Source organism: Halorubrum sp. CSM-61, assembly GCF_003781945.1.
GTDB lineage: Archaea > Halobacteriota > Halobacteria > Halobacteriales > Haloferacaceae > Halorubrum.
The window spans coordinates 285,765-306,808 of sequence record NZ_RJJW01000005.1 but is presented as its reverse complement, the minus strand read 5'-3'; the positions used below and the strand labels follow the sequence as shown (position 1 = coordinate 306,808).

Annotated in this window: 17 protein-coding genes; 8 read left to right on the top strand and 9 right to left on the bottom strand. The window is 68.8% G+C overall.

The window, feature by feature from the left end; all coding sequences use genetic code 11:
* The first annotated feature begins 293 nt into the window (after positions 1–293).
* Complete coding sequence (locus EDM04_RS11130) at positions 294–1,325, top strand: glycosyltransferase (RefSeq protein ID WP_123622065.1); 1,032 nt, start codon at positions 294–296, stop codon at positions 1,323–1,325.
* The gene (locus EDM04_RS11125) at positions 1,326–2,981 is read left to right on the top strand and encodes a DUF2070 family protein (RefSeq protein WP_123622063.1); all 1,656 of its coding nucleotides are present in this window, start codon (positions 1,326–1,328) and stop codon (positions 2,979–2,981) included.
* A gap of 713 nt (positions 2,982–3,694) precedes the next feature.
* On the opposite strand, the gene EDM04_RS11120 is transcribed toward EDM04_RS11125, so the two are convergent.
* The 5 genes from EDM04_RS11120 to EDM04_RS11100 form a co-directional block, all read right to left on the bottom strand.
* Positions 3,695–5,197: a TrkH family potassium uptake protein gene (locus EDM04_RS11120; RefSeq protein WP_123622061.1), complete on the bottom strand. Its 1,503-nt coding sequence runs from the start codon at positions 5,195–5,197 to the stop codon at positions 3,695–3,697.
* Between the two features lie 7 nt (positions 5,198–5,204).
* Positions 5,205–6,542 carry a Trk system potassium transporter TrkA gene (trkA, locus tag EDM04_RS11115; protein ID WP_123622059.1) on the bottom strand — a complete coding sequence of 446 codons (1,338 nt, stop codon included), beginning with the start codon at positions 6,540–6,542 and terminating at the stop codon, positions 5,205–5,207.
* A gap of 121 nt (positions 6,543–6,663) precedes the next feature.
* Entirely contained in the window at positions 6,664–7,557 is an 894-nt protein-coding gene (locus EDM04_RS11110) for a mechanosensitive ion channel family protein (RefSeq protein ID WP_123622057.1), read from the bottom strand.
* Positions 7,557–7,802, bottom strand: coding sequence for a YhbY family RNA-binding protein (locus EDM04_RS11105; RefSeq protein ID WP_123622055.1), 246 nt, complete (start codon positions 7,800–7,802; stop codon positions 7,557–7,559). Before EDM04_RS11105 ends, EDM04_RS11110 begins: the two co-directional genes overlap by 1 nt.
* 89 nt (positions 7,803–7,891) lie before the next feature.
* Entirely contained in the window at positions 7,892–8,356 is a 465-nt protein-coding gene (locus EDM04_RS11100) for an SHOCT domain-containing protein (protein WP_123622053.1), read from the bottom strand.
* A 135-nt stretch (positions 8,357–8,491) separates the two neighbouring features.
* Between EDM04_RS11100 and EDM04_RS11095 the strand changes: the two genes are divergently transcribed.
* From EDM04_RS11095 to EDM04_RS11085, 3 genes are read left to right on the top strand one after another with little or no spacing between them, the layout of a single operon-like run.
* Positions 8,492–9,571 (top strand): metal ABC transporter substrate-binding protein, encoded by a 1,080-nt coding sequence (locus tag EDM04_RS11095; protein ID WP_123622051.1) that lies wholly within the window; start codon positions 8,492–8,494, stop codon positions 9,569–9,571.
* Positions 9,568–10,347 carry a metal ABC transporter ATP-binding protein gene (locus EDM04_RS11090; RefSeq protein ID WP_123622049.1) on the top strand — a complete coding sequence of 260 codons (780 nt, stop codon included), beginning with the start codon at positions 9,568–9,570 and terminating at the stop codon, positions 10,345–10,347. Before EDM04_RS11095 ends, EDM04_RS11090 begins: the two co-directional genes overlap by 4 nt.
* Positions 10,347–11,372: a metal ABC transporter permease gene (locus tag EDM04_RS11085; protein ID WP_123622174.1), complete on the top strand. Its 1,026-nt coding sequence runs from the start codon at positions 10,347–10,349 to the stop codon at positions 11,370–11,372. The genes EDM04_RS11090 and EDM04_RS11085 overlap by 1 nt, the downstream gene beginning before the upstream one ends.
* Here EDM04_RS11085 and EDM04_RS11080 read toward each other — a convergent pair.
* Both EDM04_RS11080 and EDM04_RS11075 read right to left on the bottom strand, forming a co-directional pair.
* Complete coding sequence (locus EDM04_RS11080) at positions 11,369–13,867, bottom strand: RND family transporter (protein WP_123622047.1); 2,499 nt, start codon at positions 13,865–13,867, stop codon at positions 11,369–11,371. The two genes, EDM04_RS11085 and EDM04_RS11080, sit on opposite strands and share 4 nt — an antisense overlap.
* Before the next feature lie 90 nt (positions 13,868–13,957).
* A complete protein-coding gene (locus tag EDM04_RS11075) occupies positions 13,958–15,652 on the bottom strand; it encodes a COG1361 S-layer family protein (protein WP_123622045.1) in 1,695 nt (564 codons plus the stop codon).
* Positions 15,653–15,821: 169 nt separating this feature from the next.
* On the opposite strand from EDM04_RS11075, the gene EDM04_RS11070 reads away from it, so the two are divergent.
* Positions 15,822–16,484, top strand: coding sequence for a TetR/AcrR family transcriptional regulator (locus tag EDM04_RS11070; RefSeq protein ID WP_123622043.1), 663 nt, complete (start codon positions 15,822–15,824; stop codon positions 16,482–16,484).
* Between the two features lie 48 nt (positions 16,485–16,532).
* Here the strand turns inward: EDM04_RS11070 and EDM04_RS11065 are convergent, their stop codons facing one another.
* Positions 16,533–17,234, bottom strand: a complete 702-nt coding sequence (locus EDM04_RS11065) for an HD domain-containing protein (RefSeq protein WP_123622041.1) — start codon at positions 17,232–17,234, stop codon at positions 16,533–16,535.
* Positions 17,235–17,385: 151 nt separating this feature from the next.
* Positions 17,386–18,825, bottom strand: coding sequence for an archaellin/type IV pilin N-terminal domain-containing protein (locus tag EDM04_RS11060; protein WP_123622039.1), 1,440 nt, complete (start codon positions 18,823–18,825; stop codon positions 17,386–17,388).
* Between the two features lie 137 nt (positions 18,826–18,962).
* Here EDM04_RS11060 and EDM04_RS11055 point away from each other — a divergent pair, with 137 nt between their 5' ends.
* Together EDM04_RS11055 and EDM04_RS11050 are read left to right on the top strand one after the other, a co-directional pair.
* Positions 18,963–19,895, top strand: coding sequence for a cation diffusion facilitator family transporter (locus EDM04_RS11055; RefSeq protein ID WP_123622037.1), 933 nt, complete (start codon positions 18,963–18,965; stop codon positions 19,893–19,895).
* A gap of 69 nt (positions 19,896–19,964) precedes the next feature.
* Positions 19,965–20,678 (top strand): YqjF family protein, encoded by a 714-nt coding sequence (locus EDM04_RS11050; protein WP_123622035.1) that lies wholly within the window; start codon positions 19,965–19,967, stop codon positions 20,676–20,678.
* Positions 20,679–21,044: the final 366 nt, after the last annotated feature.

Here is a 21,044-nt window from a genome sequence, read left to right as displayed (position 1 = left end):
ATCGGAGCGACCGTCCGACCGCGACCGGAGCGGTCGAGAAATGAAAATGTTGATGCACGTCCGAAGAAAATCCGCGACGTAACAACCGTGGCACAGTCTGGACACGACGACGGCGCTGCGAGACGGTCCGATCGCGCCGGGGGCGAGACGGCGGCGCTTCCCCGGCCGACGGCGGCCCCGAACACGGCGGTGCCCTCGGATCCGGTCCGCGGCGGATCGGCGCAGTCGACCGACTCCGGAACGTGCTCCGGCGGCGACGCGCGACAGACGACGCGGCGACGGCGAGCCCTCGCATGAACATCGGATTCTTCACGGACAGCTACTTTCCGGGCGTCGACGGCGTGACGTACACGATCCGCTCGTGGCGGGACCGACTCGAGGACCGCGGCCACGAGGTGTACGTCGTCTACCCGGCGAGCAGCTACGAGCCCGACGACCGCGAGATCCCCGTGCCGTCGCTGCCGAACCCCTTCTACCGGCAGTACCGCGTTCCGCTGTACCGGCGACTCTCGTCGCTTCCCGACCTCGACGTGGTCCACTGCCACGGGCCGGCCTCGACCGGCCTGATGGGCCGCCGATACGCGAAGAAGCGCGGCGTGAAGTCCGTGTACACCCACCACACTCCCGTGGAGGACTACTTCGTCCAGGGGCTGAAACTGGAGTCGCTGGCCGGGATCGCCGGTCGGGCGTACGTGGCGTACGAGAACCGGTTCCTCCGGTCGTTCGACTGCGTCACCGCGTCGACCTCGCGGATCCGGCGGGACGTGACGCCGCGGAAGCTCCCCGTCGGCATCGAGACGGACACGTTCAGTCCGGTCGCCGACTCGAAGTTCGCGAGCGACGAGCCGACGGTGGGGTACAGCGGTCGGATGACCCACAACAAGAACGTCGACGAGATCCTCCGGCTGGCCGAGCGCCGGCCCGACCTGCGGTTCGAACTGGTGGGCGAGGGACCGGTCCGGGACGAACTCGAACGCGGCGCCCAGGGGAACGTCCGGTTCCGGGACTTCCTCCCGCGCGAGGACCTCCCGGCGTTCTACTCCGCGCTCGACGTCTTCGTCACCGCGTCGACCTGCGACACGCTCGGGCTCTCGACGCTGGAGGCGAACGCCTGCGGAACGCCGGTCGCCGCCGCCGACGTGCCGCCGTTCGACCGCACCATCGGGCCGGACAACGGGGCCCGGTTCGAACACGGCGACCTCGTCGACATGGAGCGCGCCGTCGTCGACTGCCTCGACGGCGACAGGCCCACTCGCGAGGCGGTCGAGGAGTACTCGGTCGAGCGGACGATCGACGACTTGGAGGAGATATACGGGGTGTCGTAGATGGGCGCGGACAACGTCGACGTCTTCCAGCGACTGGTGTTCAGCGTCCCGCCGCTCTCACAGCAGCTCCCCGCGATGGCGGTCCTCGCGGTCGCGTACAGCGTCGTCTCCTTTGCCGCCTTCTCGGCGTTCACGCCCCTCTCCCCGGAGCCGTCGACGCTCCTCCCGGTCGCGGTGCTGCTCTTCCTGCTCCCCTTCCTGTTCGCCGGAGAGCTGTTCTACCGCGTCCTCCCGGGGTACCCGCGGACGTGGAGCTTCTTTCTGGCCCTGGTCAACCAGTTCGTCACGTTCGTCCACGCGCTGGTCCTCTCCGGGGCCAACGACGTGGGGAACGCGTGGAGCATCGTCTGGCTCCTCTTTATCACGGTCTACCTGATCAACATCCTCGTGCTCGTCGTCTCGACGGGGATCGGCCGCTACAGGCGGATCCTCGTCGTCGCGCTCGCGGAGCCGGCGGCGCTGATCGCCGCGTTCTACGCGTTCGCGGGCGGCGATCTCGGATTTTCGACGTACCGCCACGTGTTCGCGTTCGCCTCGCTGCTCATCGCCGCGGCGTTCCTCGTGTTGGTGCTCGCGATCGTCGACTACCTCATCCGGAGCAACACCGACGTCTCCGCGTTCGAGCTCACCTCCGGCATCCTCCAGAACGACCGCGCCTCGCTCGATCTGGGCGTCGAGGCCCGGCCCGCCGTCGAGACGCTCGCGATCGACAACGGCGACCGGCTGACGCTCGCCGCGCCGTGGGTCCACCCCGGCCCGCTCGGCGGGTTCGGCGGCGGCCAGCTGAGCGGGAACGTCATCGACGCCTTGAACGACGGGGCCGAGGGCGACGGCGGCTTCTTCCTTCACGTCCCCTGCACGCACAAGGAGGACCTCTCGGACCCGGAGGACGCCGAGACGATCCTCGACGCGGTCGCCGACCCCGAGCGCGTCGCCAGCGCGTCGCGGCTGGTGCGCCACGACTACGGCGAGATCGAGTTCTACGGGCGACGGATCGGCGACAAACAGGTGATCTTCCTCCACGGCGAGGGGATCGACGACTACGACACGGGCGTGTTCACGGGCGACGTCGACGGGTCCGAGGTGCTGCTCGTGGACCTTCACAAACACGACCTCCAGGACGGCCCGGAGAAGGAGGTGCTGTACGGCTCCGCCGAGGCGGACCGGCTGAAGACCCACTTCGACGACTTCCGCGACCGGCTCGCCGACGCGCCCCTTCACGACTACGCGGCGGGCTTCGCGGTCCGGCGCGCGGAGCAGGACGTGGCGGCGATCGTCGAGTCGGTCGACGGGCAGGATGTGCTGCTGATGGGGATAGACACCAACGGGGTCACCCCCGACGTGCGGGAGCTGGCGGACGACTACCGCGGGGAGTTCGACGAGGTCCTCGTCTTCTCGACGGACACCCACGCCTCCGTCCACGAGCTCGCCAACGCGACGCGGTCCGACACCGACGCCCTGCGCGAGGCGGTGGAACGGGCCGCCGCCGACGTGGCCCCCGCGACGATCGGGCTTGCGAGCCGAAAGACCCGCCCGCTCAAGCTGCTGAAAAACGACTACAACGGGCTCGTCTTCAGCGTCAACATCCTGATCCGACTGACGATCATCTCGCTCGCGGTGCTGTACGCGCTGCTGGTCATCTGGCTGTTCTTCTGATCGGCGAGACCGTTTCGCTCAGGGTCGGACTCTCACGAGTCCCGCATTTCCCCGCACCGCCCGTCCGCCGGTCCCAACTCGACGAGCGAGCGATAGCAGGAGTGGGTATCGCAGATCGGTGGTGGCGAGTGAGTATTTAAACAGTCGCGAGCGACGACGACCACATATAAATAAACGGCGGTGGCGCGTGCCTCCGAGGGCTCATCGGGCGCGAGTAGCGAGGCGCGAAGCGCCTCTGACAGCCGGCGGCAACGCCGCCGGCGAGAGCACGCGCGAGGGAGTCGGCTCGGCGCTTATAAGCGCCGAGCCGACGAGGCTGGGGAGGCGTGAGGTGCGGTTGCGGTGCGGGGTGGGGTGGGACTCAAAGGGGCAGTCGCTGCGGGCGGCGCAGGGGACGCAAGCACCGCAACGAGGGAGCGAACGCCGTGAGCGACCGAGTGAGGCGCGCAGCGAGCGTGCGCCGCCCGCAGTGGCTGGGGCTTTGGAGGTGTTCACCGTCGATCCCCGAGAGGTCTTCACCGCAACGCCGTCGACCACTTATAAACAACCGACAGCAACGCCACTCGATCCCGTATAGACAACCACTCCACCATATCGATATACGTACTCCCGGTATCAATCGTCTACGAGAGGGCGTCCACTCCGAGCTCCGGCTTGGAAACGAAGTTACAACGACGCCGGCCCGTCGCTCGACCCTCGACCGTCGAGAGTCGCTACGAGGTCCAAAACGCCTTCGTGAACAGCACGAGCACCGGGATGATCTCGATCCGGCCGATCCACATCAGGACGATCATCACGGCCCGGGTGCTCATCGGGAACGACGCGAACGTCCCGTACGGGCCCGCGTCGCCGAACGCGGGGCCGATGTTGAGGAACGTCGTCGCCGCCGCGCCGAGCGCCTCGAACTCGTCTACTCGGAGGTTCGCCCGCTCGGCGTCGACGACGATGACCACGGCGAGCAGGAAGAATATCGCGATGCTCAACAGGAGGTACGCGTAGATGTCGCGAACCGCGCCCTCGTCGATGGGCCGCCCCGAGATCCGGACCGGCCGAACGGACTCCGGGTGGATCGCGGTGTAGAGGTTCCGCTTGAACGACTTCAGCGCGACCAGCCACCGCAGCGACTTGATCGAACAGGTGGTCGACCCGACCATCCCGCCGATGAACATCCCCATGAACAGCATGTGCTTCGCCGCGGGCGCCCACAGCACGTAGTCGGTGCTGGCGTACCCGGTCGTCGTCACGATCGACGCGACGTTGAAGACGGCGTGCCGGATCGTCTCCTCGGCGCCGAAGGTGGAACTCGGATCGAGGAACAGACCGAGGGCGACGATCGACGCGAGCGTCCCCATCGCGCCCAGATAGAAGTGGAACTCCTCGTTCTTCAGAAGGCGCATCGGCTCCCCGTTGATGGCGAAGTAGATGAGGACGAAGCTGGTCGAGCCGATCACCATGAACGGGACGACCGCCCACTGGATGAGCGGGTGGAACGCGCCGACGGAGAGCGGCTGGGGGGAGAACCCGGCCGTCGCGACCGAGGTGAACGCGTGGGCGATCGCGTTGTACAGGTCCATCCGCGGGTCGACGGCGAGCCCGAGCAGGAAGTAGACGACGACCGCGAGCCCGGTGAGCCCGAAGTAGATCCCCCAGATCAGCTGTGCGGTCCGTGAGATCTTCGGCGTGAGCTTGTTGACGTCTTTCGTCTGCGACTCCGTCTCCATGAGCTGTGCGCCACCGACGCCGAGCTCGGAGAGGACCGCGGTCGCCAGGATGAGGATGCCGAGCCCGCCGAGCCACTGGATCACCTGCCGCCACATGAGCACGGACCGAGAGTGGAGCGAGAAGTCGCGCAAGACGGTCGCGCCCGTCGTCGTCAACCCGCTCATCGCCTCGAACATCGCGTTAACGGGGTGGGCGATCGTCCCGACGCCGGCGACGACGAACGGGATCGCGCCGACCGCGGCGACGAGGAACCAGATCATCGCGACCGCGAGGAACGCCTCGCGGGGGCCGAGGTTTACCTCGGGGTCCTGCATCGACCGGAACGCCGCCCCGAGCGCGAGCGAGACCGCGATCGCGGCGACAAAGGGCAGCGTCGATTCGCCGTAGTAGAGCGCGACGAGGAGCGGAAAGGCCAGGGGAACGGGGAGAGCCGTAAGGACGTCTCCGGTGAGTCCCACGCTCGCTCGCCAGCCGACTCGGATGGTGGTGGTCACGGACGGGTTACGCCATCGAGGCGATGTCGCTCACCGAGTCGGACTCCACGAGCAAGATCACGTGGTCGCCGGCCTGAAGCACGGTGTCCCCGCGGGGGGTGACCAGCCTGTGGTCGCGGGTGATCGCCCCGATGACGAACCGCGCGTCGCTCTCCGCGACGATCTCCGAGATCGGGCGCCCGGTGAGCCCGCACCCCTCGGTGAGTTCGAGTTCGAGCACCTCGGCCTGATCGTTCTCCAGGACGGCGATGTTCTCGGCGACGCTCTCGTAGGTGAACCGCGTGATCTCCTCGGCGGTCACCGTGCGGGGGTTGATCGCGATGTCGATGCCGATCTCCTCGAAGACGGTGACGTAATCCGCGCTGTCGACGACGGCGATCACCCGATTGACGCCCAGCCGCTTGGCGAGCACGGAGACGAGCAGGTTCTTCTCGTCGGAGCGGAGCGCGGTGACGAGGATGTCCGCGTCGTCGACGTGCTCTCGAGAGAGGAACTCGGTGTCGGTGGCGTCGTGCTCCATCACCACCGTGTTCGGGAGATTCTCCGCGAGCCATCGCGCGCGGTCGGCGTCGCGCTCTATCAGCCGCGGCTTGAAGTCGCGCTCCTCTAACAGCCGGGCGGTCTGGTACCCGATCTCGCTGCCCCCGACGACGACGATCTCGTCTGCGCGGTCGGGGGTCGTCTCCGGCGCCACGTCGGTCGCGAACGACTGGACGCTCTCCGGGCTCCCGATCACGACCGCGCGGTCCCCGACCGCGATGCCGGTGTCGCCGCGGGGGATCGTCATCTCCCCGTCGCGGAACAGACCGACGAACGTGAGCGACTCGAAGCGGTCGGCCTGCGAGACGGTCTGGCCGGCCACCGGGCTCCCCTCCGCGATCTCGAACTCGGCCATCTGGACGAGCCCGCTCGCGAAGGGGTCGACGTCGATCGCGGCCGGGAGCCCGATGACGCGGACGATGTTCTCGGCGGTCAAGAGATCCGTACACACCATGAAGTCGACGCCGAACGCGCCCTCGTTGCCCTCCCACGTGCGGAGGAAGTCCGTGCTCTTCACGCGGGCGATCGTGAACCCCTCGCCGAGGGTCTTCGCGGTGCCGCAGGCGACGAGGTTCGTCTGGTCGTTGTCGGTGCAGGCGATGACCATGTCGGCCCGTCCGACGTCGGCCGCCGTCTGGATCCCCGAGGTGGTCCCGTCGCCGGCGATCGTGAGCACGTCGAGCTCGTACTTGAGCTGCTCCGCGCGGTCCGGGTCGACGTCGATGACGACGACCTCGTGGTCCGATGCGAGGCTCGCAGCGATGCTCGTGCCGACCTCGCCGGCCCCGATGACGACCACATGCATGGGCGCAACGAGAGACCCGACCCTCAAGTTCGTTACTATCGGGAGTCGGACGGATCGCCCCGCCGCGCCCCGTCGTTGAGCGGCTTCGGCGACGGCGAGCGCCTACCGCCTCACCGAGCGCCTACGGCTCCCCGCCGAACGAGGCGGGCTCCGACCACGCGTCCCGCCCCGAAACGGTGCGCTGCGGGAACGGGATCGTGATGTCCTCCTCGTCGAACCGCTCTTTGACGGCCTTCACGTAGTCGGCTCGCGCCTTCACGAAGTCGGCCCGCGAGGGGTCGTCGATCCAGATCCGCGACTGCAGGCCGACGTACGAGTCGGCCAGCTCGGTCAGCCGCACCGAGGGCGCGGGGTCCTCCAAGATCGCGTCGCTCTTCTCGGCCTCCTCGACGATGATCTCGGTCGCCGTCTCAACGTCGTCCTCGTAGTCGATCCCGAAGACGAACTTCAGCCGCAGGGTCTTCTTCGCGACCGGGTTCTTCACCACGTCGCTCGTCAGGGCGTGGTTCGGCACCGTGAGCAGTTCGTTGTCGAACGTGCGCACGCGGGTGACTCGGAGCGAGATGTCCTCGACGACCCCCGAGTTCCCCTGCCACTCGATCCAGTCGCCGATGCGGAACGGCTTGTCCGTGTAGATGAACACGCCCGCGACGAAGTTCTTGATCACGTCCTGGAGCGCGAAGCCGATCGCGAGCGTCGCCGCGGCCGCGATCGTCGCCAGCGAGCGCAGGAACCCCTGATACCCCGCCGCGCCGAACGCGACGGTGACGCCCGCGAACAGCACGAGGAACGCCACGACCTTCTGGAGCGGGCGTCGTGCGTGTTCGTCGAGCCCCTGTCTGTCGAACAGGCGCCCCATCAGCGACGCGATGACCGACTTATAAAGGACGTACGTCGCGACGACGACGGCGAGGAAGATCGCCGCGTCGACGATGAGCCCGGTCAGCGGGCCGAGGTACGGCTCCAGCGTGCCCGCGACCGCGACGGTGCCGAGCACCCCCGCGGGCGCGCCCATCAGTGCAGCACCGCCGTGTTCCCGCGCGTCTCTATCAGGTCCGCGTCGACCGCCTCGGCGAGTTCCGCGGCGAGCTCCTCGGTCGTGGTTCCGCCGCGCGCGGCTCGGAGGAACTTCACCTTCACGAGCTTGGCGTCGTCGAGCTGGTCGGCCGTCTCGTCGACGACCGCGTCGACACCGTGTTTCCCGACCCAGACGGTGACGTCGAGGTCGTGCGCCTCCTTGCGAAGCTGTTGGTCGCTCATACACCGTGAAATCGACCGCGCGCATTGAAGCTTGAGGTTCGCGCTTCGGCCGACCGAGATCGCCGCCGGCCCGGATCCGTCCGTCCGGCTCAGCGGTCGCGCTCGACGTCGCGCTCCGGGTCCGATTCGACTCTGCGGCCCCGTTCGACGTACTCCGCGGCGTCTTCCGGCGTCTCCGTCTCCAGCAGCCGGTCGAGCTTCCGCTCGAACTGCTCGTCGGTGAGGTCGCCCTCGGCGTACCGGGCCCGAAGCCGGTCGAGCGCGTCGGCGGTGTCGCCGTCCGCGATCCGGTCCGTCTCTCGTCTGCTCTCGCGTTCCCTCTCCCCGTCCGCTTCCCACCCCGTCGCCGGGTCGCCGTCGATCCGCTCCGACTCCTCGTCCTCGCCGAACAGCATCGCGACCACCGGCACGACGACGATGTAGCCGAACAGCATCAGCGGGAGCCACCACTCGACGCCGAGGAAGAGCGCCGCGAGCCACGTCCCCGTCACCACGGTGGAGGCGATCTCGCTCGCGTTCCGCCTGAACCGCTCGCGCGTGGAGGAGTCCGCCATCGACGTACCGGTCCACGCCGGGAGACAAAGTCGTGTCGGCGGTTCAGAACGGGACCCGACTGCGAGAGAATTAGACTCATCTAATCTTTTTATTCGACCAGAAGTATAATATACGCTCCTTCGCTAAACAGTGGTATGTACACGGACGCGAACAGTTCCTCGAACGTCTCCCGGCGTCGGTTCGCCGCGATCGGCGCGGGGGCTCTCGCGGGAGGGCTCGCCGGTTGCACCGGGAACGCGGCCGACGCGGGCTCGGCCGACGACAGCGACGACACCGGCGACGGGACCGGCGACAGCGACGACGCCGAACACACCGTCGTCGCCTCGTTTTTCACGTTCTACGACTTCGCCGACTCGCTCGCGGAGGGGACGGACGTCGCGGTCGAGAACCTCGTTCCGACCGGGCTCCACGGCCACGGCTGGGAGCCGGACCCGTCGATCCAGCGCCGGATCACCGACGCCGACGCCCTCGTCCACGTCGGCCCCGACTTCCAGCCGTGGGTCGACCGGGCGATCGACGCGCTCGCGGCCGAATCGACCGAGACCGAACTCATCAACGCCCGGGCTGGAGTCGACCTGATCCCGCTGGCCGACTCGCTCGACGAGGAGGAGGAGGCCGTCGAGGGGGCGAAGGACCCGCACTTCTGGCTCGACCCGCAGCGCGCGAAGGGCGCCGTCGAGAACATCGCCGACGGGCTGACCGCGGTCGATCAGGACCACGAGGCGACGATCCGGGAGAACGCCGCCGCCCTTGCCGAGGAGCTCGACGCGCTCGACGAGGAGTGGCAGGCGGCCTTCGACGCGGCCGAGCGCGACGTGGCGTTCCTGGCCGCGCACAACGCGTTCGCGTACCTCGCCGAGCGGTACGACGCGACGATCGAACCGCTGGTGGTGAACCTCGCGGCGAACGACGACGTGCGGCCGGCGGACATGCAGCGAGCGCAGGACGCGATCGCCGAGCACGGCATCGAGCACATCGGCGCCGCCGTGTTCGAGCCGATCCGCCCGGCGCGCCAGCTGCTCGAACAGACCGACGTGGAGGCGTACTACCCCGTGACGCCGTACGCGGGAACCGCGGAGTCGTGGGTCGAGCGCGGGTGGGGGTACTTCGACATCGCCCGAGAGGTGAACCTCCCCACGTTCCGGATCCTGCTCGGCGTCGACGACCCGGAGGACGTGACGTTCGCCGACCACGGGCGTAACTTCGAGCCATGAACGGGGAATCGGTACCGACCGACGCCGACGACGGTCCGCTCGTCGAGGCCCGAGGCCTGACCTTCGGCTACGCCGCGGCCCCGGTCGTCGAGGGCGTCGATATCCGCGTCGAGCGCGGCGAGTACGTCGGGATCGTCGGCCCCAACGGCTCGGGCAAGAGCACGCTGCTCCGACTCCTCTTGGGGCTCCACGAGCCCGACTCTGGGTCCGCGGAGCTGCTCGGACACCCGGCCCGGGCGTTCGCGGAGCGCGAGCGCGTCGGCTACGTCGCGCAGGACGTGACGGAAGACGAGAAGCGGATGCCGATCACGGTGAGCGAGGTCGTCCTGATGGGGCGGTTCCCGCGCGCCGGGTTCGGTCGGGTGACCGCCGAGGACCGCGAACACGCCCGCGAGGCGCTCCGGACGGTCGGGATCGAGCACCTCGCCGACCGCAAGATCACCGCGCTCTCCGGCGGCCAGCGCCAGCGGACCTACATCGCCCGCGCGCTCGCCGGCGAGGCGGAGCTGCTCGTCTTGGACGAGCCGACGGTCGGCGTCGACGCCGAGTCGGTCGAGGCGTTCTTCGAGCTCCTCGACGGGCTCGTCGCCGACGGGATGACCGTGCTCCTCGTCGAACACGACATCGGCGCCGTCGTCGAACACGCCTCACGGGTCGTCTGTCTCAACCGCGAGGTGTACTTCGACGGCGACCCGGTCGCGTTCGCCGAGAGCGACGCGCTCGGCCGCGCGTACGGGACGAACGTGCGGCGCGAGGAAGGGGGGATCGTCACGTGATCGCCGCTCCCCTCCCGCCCGCAGCGGTCGCCTCCGTCCCTCTCCTCTCGGCCCCCTACGACCTCCTCGCTCGCCTCGTCGGGCTGTGGAGCGACGGGCTCGGCTGGCTCGGGGAGAAGCTGGGGATCGCGATGTTGGAGTACGTGTTCATGCATCACGCGTTCCTCGTGGGCGCGCTCATCGCGGTGATGGCGCCGCTCATCGGCACGTTCCTCGTCCACCGCCAGCTCGCACTGATCGGCGACGCGCTCGCACACACCGCGTTCGCGGGCGTCGCGATCGGGCTGTTCGTCAACTCGCTTCTCGGCACCGGGATCTCCCCGTACGTCACGGCGATCGTCGTCGCCGTGATCGCCGCCTTGGCGATCGAGCTGATCTCCGAGACCACCGACGCGTACAACGACGTGTCGATGGCGATCGTGCTCTCGACCGGGTTCGCCCTCGGCGCGGTCCTCATCAGCCTGAACACCGGCGGGCTCGCGGTCGGCATCAACCAGTACCTGTTCGGGAACCTCTCGACGGTCTCGCGGGAGAACGCCGTCCTGCTGGTCGTCCTCTTCGCGGTCGTCGCGCTGGTCGTCGCGGTGACGTACAAACAGCTGCTGTACGTGACCTTCGACGAGACCGCGGCCCGCGTCGCCGGCGTCAACGTCCCCTGGTACAACCGCCTGATGACGACGCTGACCGCCCTCGTCGTCGTCGGCGCGATGCAGATCATGGGCGTCATCCTCGTCGCCGCAATGTTAGTCGTCCCCGTCGCGGCCGCCGCCCAGCTCGCGCGCGGGTTCCGCGAGGCGTTGCTCGCGTCCGTCGTGCTCGCACAGATCGCCGTGCTCGTCGGGATCACGCTGTCGTTCCGGTACAACACGACCGCCGGCGGCACCATCGTCCTCGTCGCCGTCGCGGTCTACGTCGCGGCGGTGCTCGCTGGGAAGGCGCAGTCGCGGCGCGCGCGGGACGAGGTCCCCGAACGCGTCAAGGAACCCGAGCGCGTCGACGGGGCCGAGGAACCGACGAGCGACTAGTCCGCGCGCTCGCCGGGCGACTCGCGGAGCCCGCCGTCGAGCCCCAGCCCGACTCGGTCCCCGTACCGGTCCCAGACGACGACGAGCGAGGGGACGAGCAGGATCGAGCAGAGGTACGCGTACAGCACGCCCAGCGCGAGCAGCACGCCGAAGTCCCGCAGGAGGGGGATCACGGCGAGCCACAGGACGCCGAGCCCGCAGACGGTCGTGAGCATACTTCCGGTGAGCGCGCCCCCGGTGCCGGCGATGGTGATGTCCAGCGCCTCGTCGATCGGGTGGCCCGCCTTGTACTCGTCGACGAACCGGTGGACGAAGTGGACGGTGTAGTCGACCCCGAGCCCGATCGACACCGAGAGGATCGGAGCGTTGATCGGCGTCAGCGGAATGTCGAACAGCCGCATCGACCCCGCCAGCAGCCCCACCGTGACCAGCACGGGAACGAGGTTGAGGAGTCCGTAGACGGCCTTCCCCTCCAGGTACGCGTACGACAGCGCGAGGAAGATCGCCGTGAGCGCGAACGCCGCGAACAGGCTCCGGATCGCGGACTCGGTGAGCCGGTCGATCACGGCCTCGTTGACGACGAGGCTCCCGGTCGGCACCGCTTCCAGCGGGGTGCGCTCGGCGAGCTCGCGCACGTCCGCGACCGCCTCGGAGTTGTCGACCCCCGGCCGGATCGTGTAGTCGATCCGCGCGCTCCCGCGGTCGTCGGCGAGGTAGCCGCGGGCCTGTCCCTCGGCCGGGGAGTCGAGCAGGGCGTCGTACACCTCGTCGACGTCGCGGTCGGGCACCCCCGTGCCCAGCCGGTCGTTGCGTTCGACGACGGCCGCGAACTCGGGGTCCCGCGCCGCCTGGTCCTCGATGACGGTGACGACGCTGGTCGAGGCCGCCCGGCGCTCGTCAGTCGTCTCGAAGGTGTCGGGCGGGTTGCGCGTGGTCCGGTCGATCAGCTCCAAGGCGTCGTCGTCTCTCACCGACTGGTCGACGTACAGCGTCACGCTCCCGACGAAGTCCTGCTCGAACTCCTCCTCGAACAGCGTGAGGACGCGCAGGAACGTGTAGTCGGTCGGCGCGAACGGCTCCGGGAGGTTCGAGTACGTCTCCAGCCGGTCCTCGTCGGGGAAGAACGCCTCCTCGGAGAACTCCGTGTTCACCCCGGTTCCGTACGCGCCCCCGACAGCGCCGCCGACGAGGAGCACGGCGACGACGACGACGGGCGCGACCTCCGAGAGGTCGACGCCGACGCGCAGCACGCGGCCGAGCCGCGAGTCGTCCGCGCCGAGCGCGGTCGTGCCGAACGCGGGGATCGGGAGCCGCTCGCGCCAGCGGTCCGCGAGCACCTTCGCGGCGGGCAGGAAGATCCCGAAGACGACGAGCGTGAACACGATCCCGGCGGCGGCGACGATCCCGAAGTCGCGGTTGGGCTCGAAGGGGCTGGCCACGTTCGAGACGAGCCCGAACACGGTGGTGATCGTCACGAGCAGGAACGCGATGAGCAGCTGGTCGGTCGTCGTCCGCATCGCGGCCGCGATTCCGAGCCCCTCGCCCCGCTCCTCGCGGTAGCGGTTGACGATGTGGATCCCGAAGTCGATCCCGACCGCGAGCAACAGCGGGAAGACGGTGACCAGCGAGTCGGAGAACGGAATTCCCGCGTACCCCATGAACCCGAAGGTCCACAACAGCGACAACAGCAGCGCCGCGAGCCCGATCGACATGTCGATCGGGTCGCGGTAGGCGAACACGAGGAAGCCCAGGATCAACAGCAGCGCCGCGGGGAACACGATGATCGCGGTGTCTCCGAGCAGCGCGGTGATCTCCGACTGGAGCACTCCGTCGCCGAAGAGGATCGCGTTCTCGCCGGCCTCGTTGCCGGGCACCGAGTCGACGACCTCGACGCTGCGCGTCTGCAGCTCCGTCACCCGGGCCGTCGTCGCCGCGTCGGGCACGTCGTAGGTGATCCCGACGATGGCGGCGTCCGCGGTCTGGGCGGTCGGGTTGTAGTCGACCGACACCTGCGCCTCGATCGCACCGGACGCGTCTGCGTCGTCGATGGCCGCCCGCAGCTCCCGCGGCGTCGCGTCAGCGACAGCGTCGCGTCGCTGAGCCGCGGTCTCCGCGGTCGGGTCGAGCTGACGCGCGATCGCGTCGGCGTGGCTCGACGTCGATCCCACCCGGAGCGTCGACCGCGACTCCAGCCGGTCTTGGGTCTCCAAGATCCGTAACAGCGTCGACCGCGAGAGCACGTTGTCGTCGGTGACGATCACCTGTGCGGCGGTGGCCGACCCGCCGATAGAGGTCTCGAACTCCTCGTCGATGTCGTCTAACGCCTGCTGGGCGGGGATGTCCTGCGTGAACTGGTCGGCGCCCGCGCTCGTCTCGATCCCGCCGATCCCGCCGACGGCGACGACGCTCACGAGGAGGAAGACGGCGATCACCGCGCCCGGCCGCTCGGTGACGAACTCGTCGACGCGCTCGACGAGCCGGTCGGCGGCGGTCACGGTCGCCTCCGGCGGCCGTCAGACCGCGATCGGTCGCCGAGCGGCGGGGGGCGCTCGCGAGGGCGCTCGGATGTGCGGTCCGTCATCCGGTCACCGCCGCCGGTACCAGACGACTGCACCCGCGCCGGCGACCACGACGAGCAGGCCGACGACGAGCGGGCCGATCGGGAAGCCGCCGTCGTCGGTGGGCTCGGTCACCTCGATCGGGTACTGGCTCACGTCCGAGATGCGGTCGTTGCCGCGCTCGTCGTCGTACCGGAAGTCGAGCTCGACCGGGTGGGTCTCCACGCTGGCGCCGGGCGCGGCCGACACCTCGAACCAGATCTCCGTCGAGTCGCCGGGTTCGAGCTCGTCGACGAACGCCTCGTCGTTGGGGGCCGAGAGCGGGCTGTCGGCGTATAAGCCGGCGTTGATCGACGACAGCGTCTCCGGCCGCTGGTTCGTGATCTCGAAGGAGACCCGCCGGGTCTCACCCGCCGGCACCGTCGTGTTGTCGGCGACGAGGTCGAACTCGGGCTGGCGCGGCGCGACCTCGATCCGCCGGGTCTCGTCGACCGCGATCGTCGAGTCGCCGCTCTCGTACTCGGTCGTGAACCGGAACTGCCGGGGTCCGGGGTCGGCGTTGCCGTTCACGTCCGCGTCGAAGGAGAACTCGACCGACTCGCCGGCCGGGATCTCCGGGAGCGCGTACCGGCTCTCGCCGAGGCTCACCCGCTGGCTCTGCGGGTCGGCGATCAGCACCGCGTCGTCGACGTCGAGCGGGCCCTCGTTCGTGAGCGTCCCGGAGACGGTCCCCGAGTAGCCGACCTCGAGGGTGCCCTCCACGTCCTCGACCGAGAACGACTGCTCGGGGGCCGGGACGACGCCCGCCCGCGAGGCGGGCGCGGTCTCTTCGATCCCGTCGCGGTCGCGGTAGTCGACCGTCGAGACGAACGCGTACGCCCCGCCGCCGAAGTCCGGCGAGATCGTCGAGTCGAACGTCACGGTCCGGTTCTCGCCGGGCTCCCAGTCTCCGACGAACGCCTCGCCGCTGCCGTCGCTTCCGATCACGGCGCCGCTGCCGGTCGTGCTCCCGGTGACGACCGCGTCGCGCGCGACCTCGTCGCCGACGTTTCGGAGCGTCGCGGTCACGTCGCCGCTCCCGCCGACCTGCGCGTCGGTCTCGGTGTCGAGGATCGCGAACCGCGCGCCGTCGTCGACGACGACCGTCAGATCGAAGTCGTCGATCCCGCGGCGGTCCTTGTGGTTGTTGAACTCCGGGACCACCTCGAAGGTGTACCGGTAGCGGGCGGTCACCTCGACCTCGTACCGCCCGTCCGACACGTCGTCCGGGACCGTGACGTCGAGCGGGACGGAGACGGGGCTCGCGTCGGTCCGCACGTCGCCGACCACCGTCGTGCCGTCGCCCACCTCGATGGGTACGTCGCCGTCGTCGACCTCCAGCGTGAGCCCGCGGGCGGTCGTCACGCGCGGGTCGAGGTCGTTGCCCATCTCCATCTGTCCCGTGTTGAGGATGTCGACCGTTACCTGCGAGTCGGCGCCGCTCGGAACGGTCCGTTGTGAGAGGTACAGGTCGAGGTCGGGCGAGCCGCGGATCTGTCTCTCGGTCGTCTGTGCGGGCACGTCGCCGCCGACCGCGCCGCTTCCGACCAACGCCGCCTCCCCGCGGTCGAGGGCGTCGCCCGACCCGGACGCGGCCGCGCCGGAGAGCGCGACGCCGGCGACGAGCGCCCCGGCAGCGACGACCGCCAGCGTCAGCGTGGCGACCCGCGCGGACCGGCTCATCTCCCCCCTCCGGCACCGGGCTTGCCGCCCGCGGCGCCGCGGGGTTTCGGGGACCGTCCGCCGACCGCGTCGTATCGAGTCATACGTTCGTGTCGGACGCTTTCAACATAAGCGTGTTGAATGAACGTTCAATCAAGGGAGCTATAACCACGGGTGAGGTAGGTCGCGTATGAAGGACCCGTTCGCGGAGCCGGCCGACACCCGGCAGGCCATCCTCGGCGCGGCGTTCCGCGCGCTCTGTGAGCACGGGTACGCCGACCTCACGATCAAGCGGATCGGCGAGGAGTTCGACAAGAGCCCCTCGCTCGTCTACCACCACTACGACGGGAAAGACGAGCTGTTGGTCGATCTGCTCGGCTTCCTGCTCGACGACTTCGAGGCGTCGGTCTCGGAGGGGGCGTTCGACATGACGCCCCGAGAGCGGCTCGACGCCTACGTCGCGGCGACCACCGACCCGGACTCGATCCCCGGAGAGTACGGTCCCGACGGCCCGTTCATGACCGCCATCGTCGAACTCCGTGCGCAGGCCGCGACCGACGACGCCTACCGCGACCACTTCGACCGCAGCGACCGGGTGTTCGGCTCGTTCCTCGAGCGCGCGGTCCGGGAGGCGGCGGTCGAGGTACAAGGAGAGACGGGAGACGGAGAACGAGCAGGCGCGATCGACGACCCAGTCCCCCCTTCGGAGGTCGCGTCGACGCTCCAGACGCTCGCGACCGGCGGCATGCTACGCTGGGCGACGACCAGCGACCGCGAGTGGACCGACGACACCCGTAACGGGATCCGTCGGTACCTGGAGACTGTGCTTCCGAGGGTCGATCCCGACGCCTAAGAAGGAGCGGTCGTGTCGGGCTCGGCTAGCGGTCGGTGACGCCCTCGGCTAGCGGTCGGTGACGCCCTCGGCGTCCATCCGTGCGACCTCCTCTTCGAGCCACTCGCGGAGCCACTTCACGCGCTTGATGCGCTGGTGCGCGATGCTCTCGGCGGTGTCGGAGACGACGCGATCGGTGTGGTCGCGGGCGCGCTGGAGCACTCGATCGACCATCTTCGCGGAGTCCATGTGCGTGCGCGACTCGTACCCCATCCGGAGGATCATCAACACCGCGCCGTTGGCGCCGACTTTATCCAGCAGGTCCGCTTCCATCAGACACCGGCTCTCCAAGGGCACGTCGGTCAGATCGCCCGTGTAAGAGTGGTCGACGACCGCGCCGCACACCTCCTCGATGAACGACTCCGGGTAGTTGCCGCGGCTCTGCAGGTACTCGCGGGCGACGCGTGCGCCGGCCTCGGCGTGCACGTCCTGTTCGGCCTCCAGCTTCGCCACGTCGTGGAACACCGCGGCCACGCGGACCACGTCGACGTCCGCGCCCTCGGCCTCGGCGATGTCGACCGCCAGATCGACGACGTTGAGGATGTGGTTGAACCGGTAGTCCGCGGAGTGCCACGGGTACCACCGCATCCGACCGCCGTCCTCCTCGCTCTCGACGCTGGCCGCGAGGTAATCCCTCACAAACCCCTTCATCTCCTCGAAGTCCTCGTCGCTCACCTCCGTTTCCTTAATTTCGACGCCCACGGGAACCACCTCGGGCGAAAAACTCGTCGTTCATTACCGTAACCGAGGAGCGTTTCGTTCTTAGTCGTTACGACGGGGGTGGCGATCGCCCGAATCGATCGCCAATTCCGTCGATCTCGCGGATAGCCGAGCGAAGTCGGCCTCGTTGGGCAAACCGAACTCACCGATCGAAGTCGATCTCGATCACGTTCTCGCTCACGTGGAGGTAGGTGATGGCGTTTTGTCCGGAGCCGCCGGTGACCCGTATTTCCAGTCCGGCGAGGTCCGGATCGTACTCGACGTTCGCATTTCCGCCCGTCTCCAGCGATCTGGTCACGAACGCCCCCCGAAGCGTGGGGTTCCCCTTCGTAACGACGTCGGCGTTCGGCGCGTATACGATCGCCTCGATCGTCGGATTCCCGTCCCCGTCGCTGTTATCGAGGAATCCTTCGTTGACGTAGAACTGGTTCCGCTCGGCTTCGATATCGTCGTTCGCCGTTCCAACGTATCCGTCTCCCTGGAAGTTCAGTGACCCGTTGACGTAGTATTTGACGCCGTTGTCGCTGTCGTCGACTACAGTGAGTTCGCTGTTACCGACGTCGAAATCGCCGTCGACGACGATCGTGATGTTTCCGTCGGTCGTGTTGAAGTCCAGATTGCCGTCGACCGTCGCGTCTCCGTCGATGTAGTAGGTTCCCGTACGGAGGGTGTCGCAGTCGTCGAACCCCGATGACGTTACGCACGACGTGTTGTCGTTGTTTCCGGCCGCCGACTCTATCGAGCTCTCGATGAGTGGCCCGGGCGAGGGACTTGAGACGCCCGATACGTACTCCGACTCGTTCAGTTCACCGTTCGGGTTCCCCTGATGTGAGTACCCGTCGGACTGCCCCACCGTGAGCGTCCGCTCGAACGACACCTCCTCCGGCACGACCAGCCGGGCAGTCGCCGTCTGGTTCGCGTCGTCCTTCGTCACGGTGCCGTCGGCGCGCCGGACGAAGAAGTCGTACCATCCCTCGTAGTACTCGCTCTCGACCTCGACGACGACGGTCCCGTTCCGGAGCGGGTTCGGGGTCCCGGTGACGTTGGAAGCACTCGCGTTCCGGCGCACGACCCCGGTCCCGCTCGCGGGCGACGACTCGTCTCCGGTTACTCGAACGATCGGGAAGGTGAGGGTCTCACCGCGGTAGTGGTACTCCGGCGGCGAGATCATCCGCCCGCGGTCGCCCTCCATCGCCCAGACGCCGCCGCCCTGCATCGCGACGGTTCGCCGGTCGCCGACGTACTCCAACGTCCCGATCGATCCGTCGTACGTGGTGGTGGTGTCGGAACCGTTTTCGATGCGCACCTCGACGCGCCCCGCGTTCTCGTCGAGACGGAGCTGCCCGCCGTCGACGGAGCCGAGGTCGAACCGGCGCGCGTCCGTCTCGCCGAGCGCGACGAGACTCGACTGCGAGCTGAGCTGCGACATCCCGTTCTCCACGCTCGCTGAGCGGGCGTCGTCGGTGACCAGCCCGAGCGCCGCGCTCCCGGTCGCCACCGTCACCGTCACGGCGGCGATCGTGATCCCCAACAGGAGCACGACCCCGATCACCTCGCTTTGGCCGCGCTCGCTGCGTTGCATACTGAGCGATCCGTCGTCGAGATATTTAAACGCCGACCGTCGACAATCAGTTCTGATACCCGCGAGGCGACGCGAGTCCGACCTGCGGTGACCCGGACGACGGGGCTCTTAAGGTCGGGCGGCGACCACCGACACGTATGTGGGGTCCCTGGGGGAGCGGCGAGAAGGCGCGGTTCCAGCGGGCCGCGGGAGTGAACGTCGTCGGCAACGCGGTGAAGATCGCGGTCGAGGGGGCGGCCGGACTGACGTTCGGCAGCGTCGCCCTGCTCGCCGACGCGGCCCACTCCGTCGCCGACCTCGTCGCCAGCGCGGTCGTGTTCGTCTGGGGGGGCTCACGGTACGACGGCGCCGACGAGACCCACCCGCACGGCCACCAGCGGATCGAACCCCTGACCGCGCTGTTCGTGGGCGCGACGATCGTGCTGCTCGGGCTGTTGCTCCTCCAGGAGTCGGTACGGGGGCTGGTGGGACCGATCGAGGTCACTGCGAGCCCCGTCCTCGTCGCCGCGCTGCTGTTCGCGGTGGGCGACATGTACCTCCTCTACTGGTACACCGAGCGGGTGAACGCGACGTTGGGATCGACCGCGCTGACCGCGCTCGCGGCCGATTGTCTCAACGACATCTACACGACGATCGCCGCGCTGGTCGGCGTGTTCGGCCTCCTGTTGGGGTTCCCGATCCTCGACCCGGTGGCGGGGGCGCTCGTCAGCGTCCTCGTCGTGTATCAGGGAGTGGAGATCGCCCGCGAGAACGTCACGTACCTCGTGGGCGCGGCCCCGCCCGCGGCCGACCGCGAGCGCGTCACCGCCGCGCTCCGCGAGAACCCCGCCGTCGAGGGCGTCCACGACCTGACGGTGTTCTACGACGGCACCGACCTCGAGGTCGAGGTCCACGTCGAGGTCGACGGCGAGATGACGCTGCGGGAGGCCCACGACGTCGAGACGGAACTGGTCACGAGCCTCCGAAACCTCGAGGACGTGGGCGACGTCCACGTCCACCTCGATCCGTCGGGCGTCGGCGAGTGGAAGGACGCCGCGGACGCGGGCGGCGACGGGGGCGACGAAGCCTAGGGTCTCGCCCGCCTCCGTCCGGGCTCGCCCCGGCGTGTGGCTTACCCCGTCGGCGCCCCTCCCGTTCGTATGCTCGAGCGACGCTGGTTGGAGATGACGTGGCGCGACGGGCTGTTCTGCCACTGGCCGGTCGAGCCGGCCGTCGTGGCCGAAACGCTGCCCGACCGGCTCTCGGTCGCCACCCACGAGGGCGACGCGTACCTGGGCGTCGTCGCCTTCGTGATGGACGACATCCGTCCGCGCGGCGCGCCCGTCGGGCTCTCCTTTCCGGAGCTCAACCTCCGGACCTACGTCGAGGGCCCCGACGGCCCGGGCGTGTACTTCTACAACCTCGACGCGGACGACCCGATCGGCGTCGCGGTCGCGCGGCGGCTGTTCGCGCTCCCGTACTACCGCGCGGAGACGAGGGTGTCCCGTCCCGAGGGCGCCGACCGCTCGGAGAGCGGGCGAGGCCCCGTCCGGTTCACCAGCCGCCGGACCCACCGCGGCGCCCCGCACGCGCGGTTCGACGCGATCTACGAGCCGACCGGCGCGGGGTTCGCCGCCGAGCCGGGGTCGCTCGACGCGTTCCTCGTCGAGAACTACCGGTTCTACGCCCGGGGCAACCGGCTCTACCGCGGCGAGATCGAACACGATCCGTGGACGCTTCGGGCGGCGACCGTCGACTTCCGAGCGAACACGCTGTTCGAGGCGAACGGGTTCGACCGACCCCACGGGGACCCGATCGTCCACTACGCGGATCCCATCGAGGTGACCGCGGACCGGATCCGATCGGTCCGCTGATATCTCACCCGCCGGATGTCGTCTCGTTCGAAACGGTCGGCCATCGAAAGAGAGCCTGTGAGCGATGCCGGGAGTAGGTATTGCAGATCGGTGGTGGCGAATCAGTATTTAAAGGATCCGTGAGCGGCGGCGACGATCGCTTATAAAGAACAACGCGGTGGCGCGCCCCAGTGAGCGGCCCGTAGGGCCGCGAACCGACGGTGCGAGGGAGTCGCTGGCGGCGACAGCCGCCAGCGACGAGGCTGGGGAGGCGGGAGGCTGTGCGGTCGGGTGGGACTCAAAGGGGCAGCCGCTGTGGGCGGCGCAGGCGACGTAAGCACCGCAACGAGGGAGCGAAGCGACTGAGTGAGGAGCGCAACGAGCGTG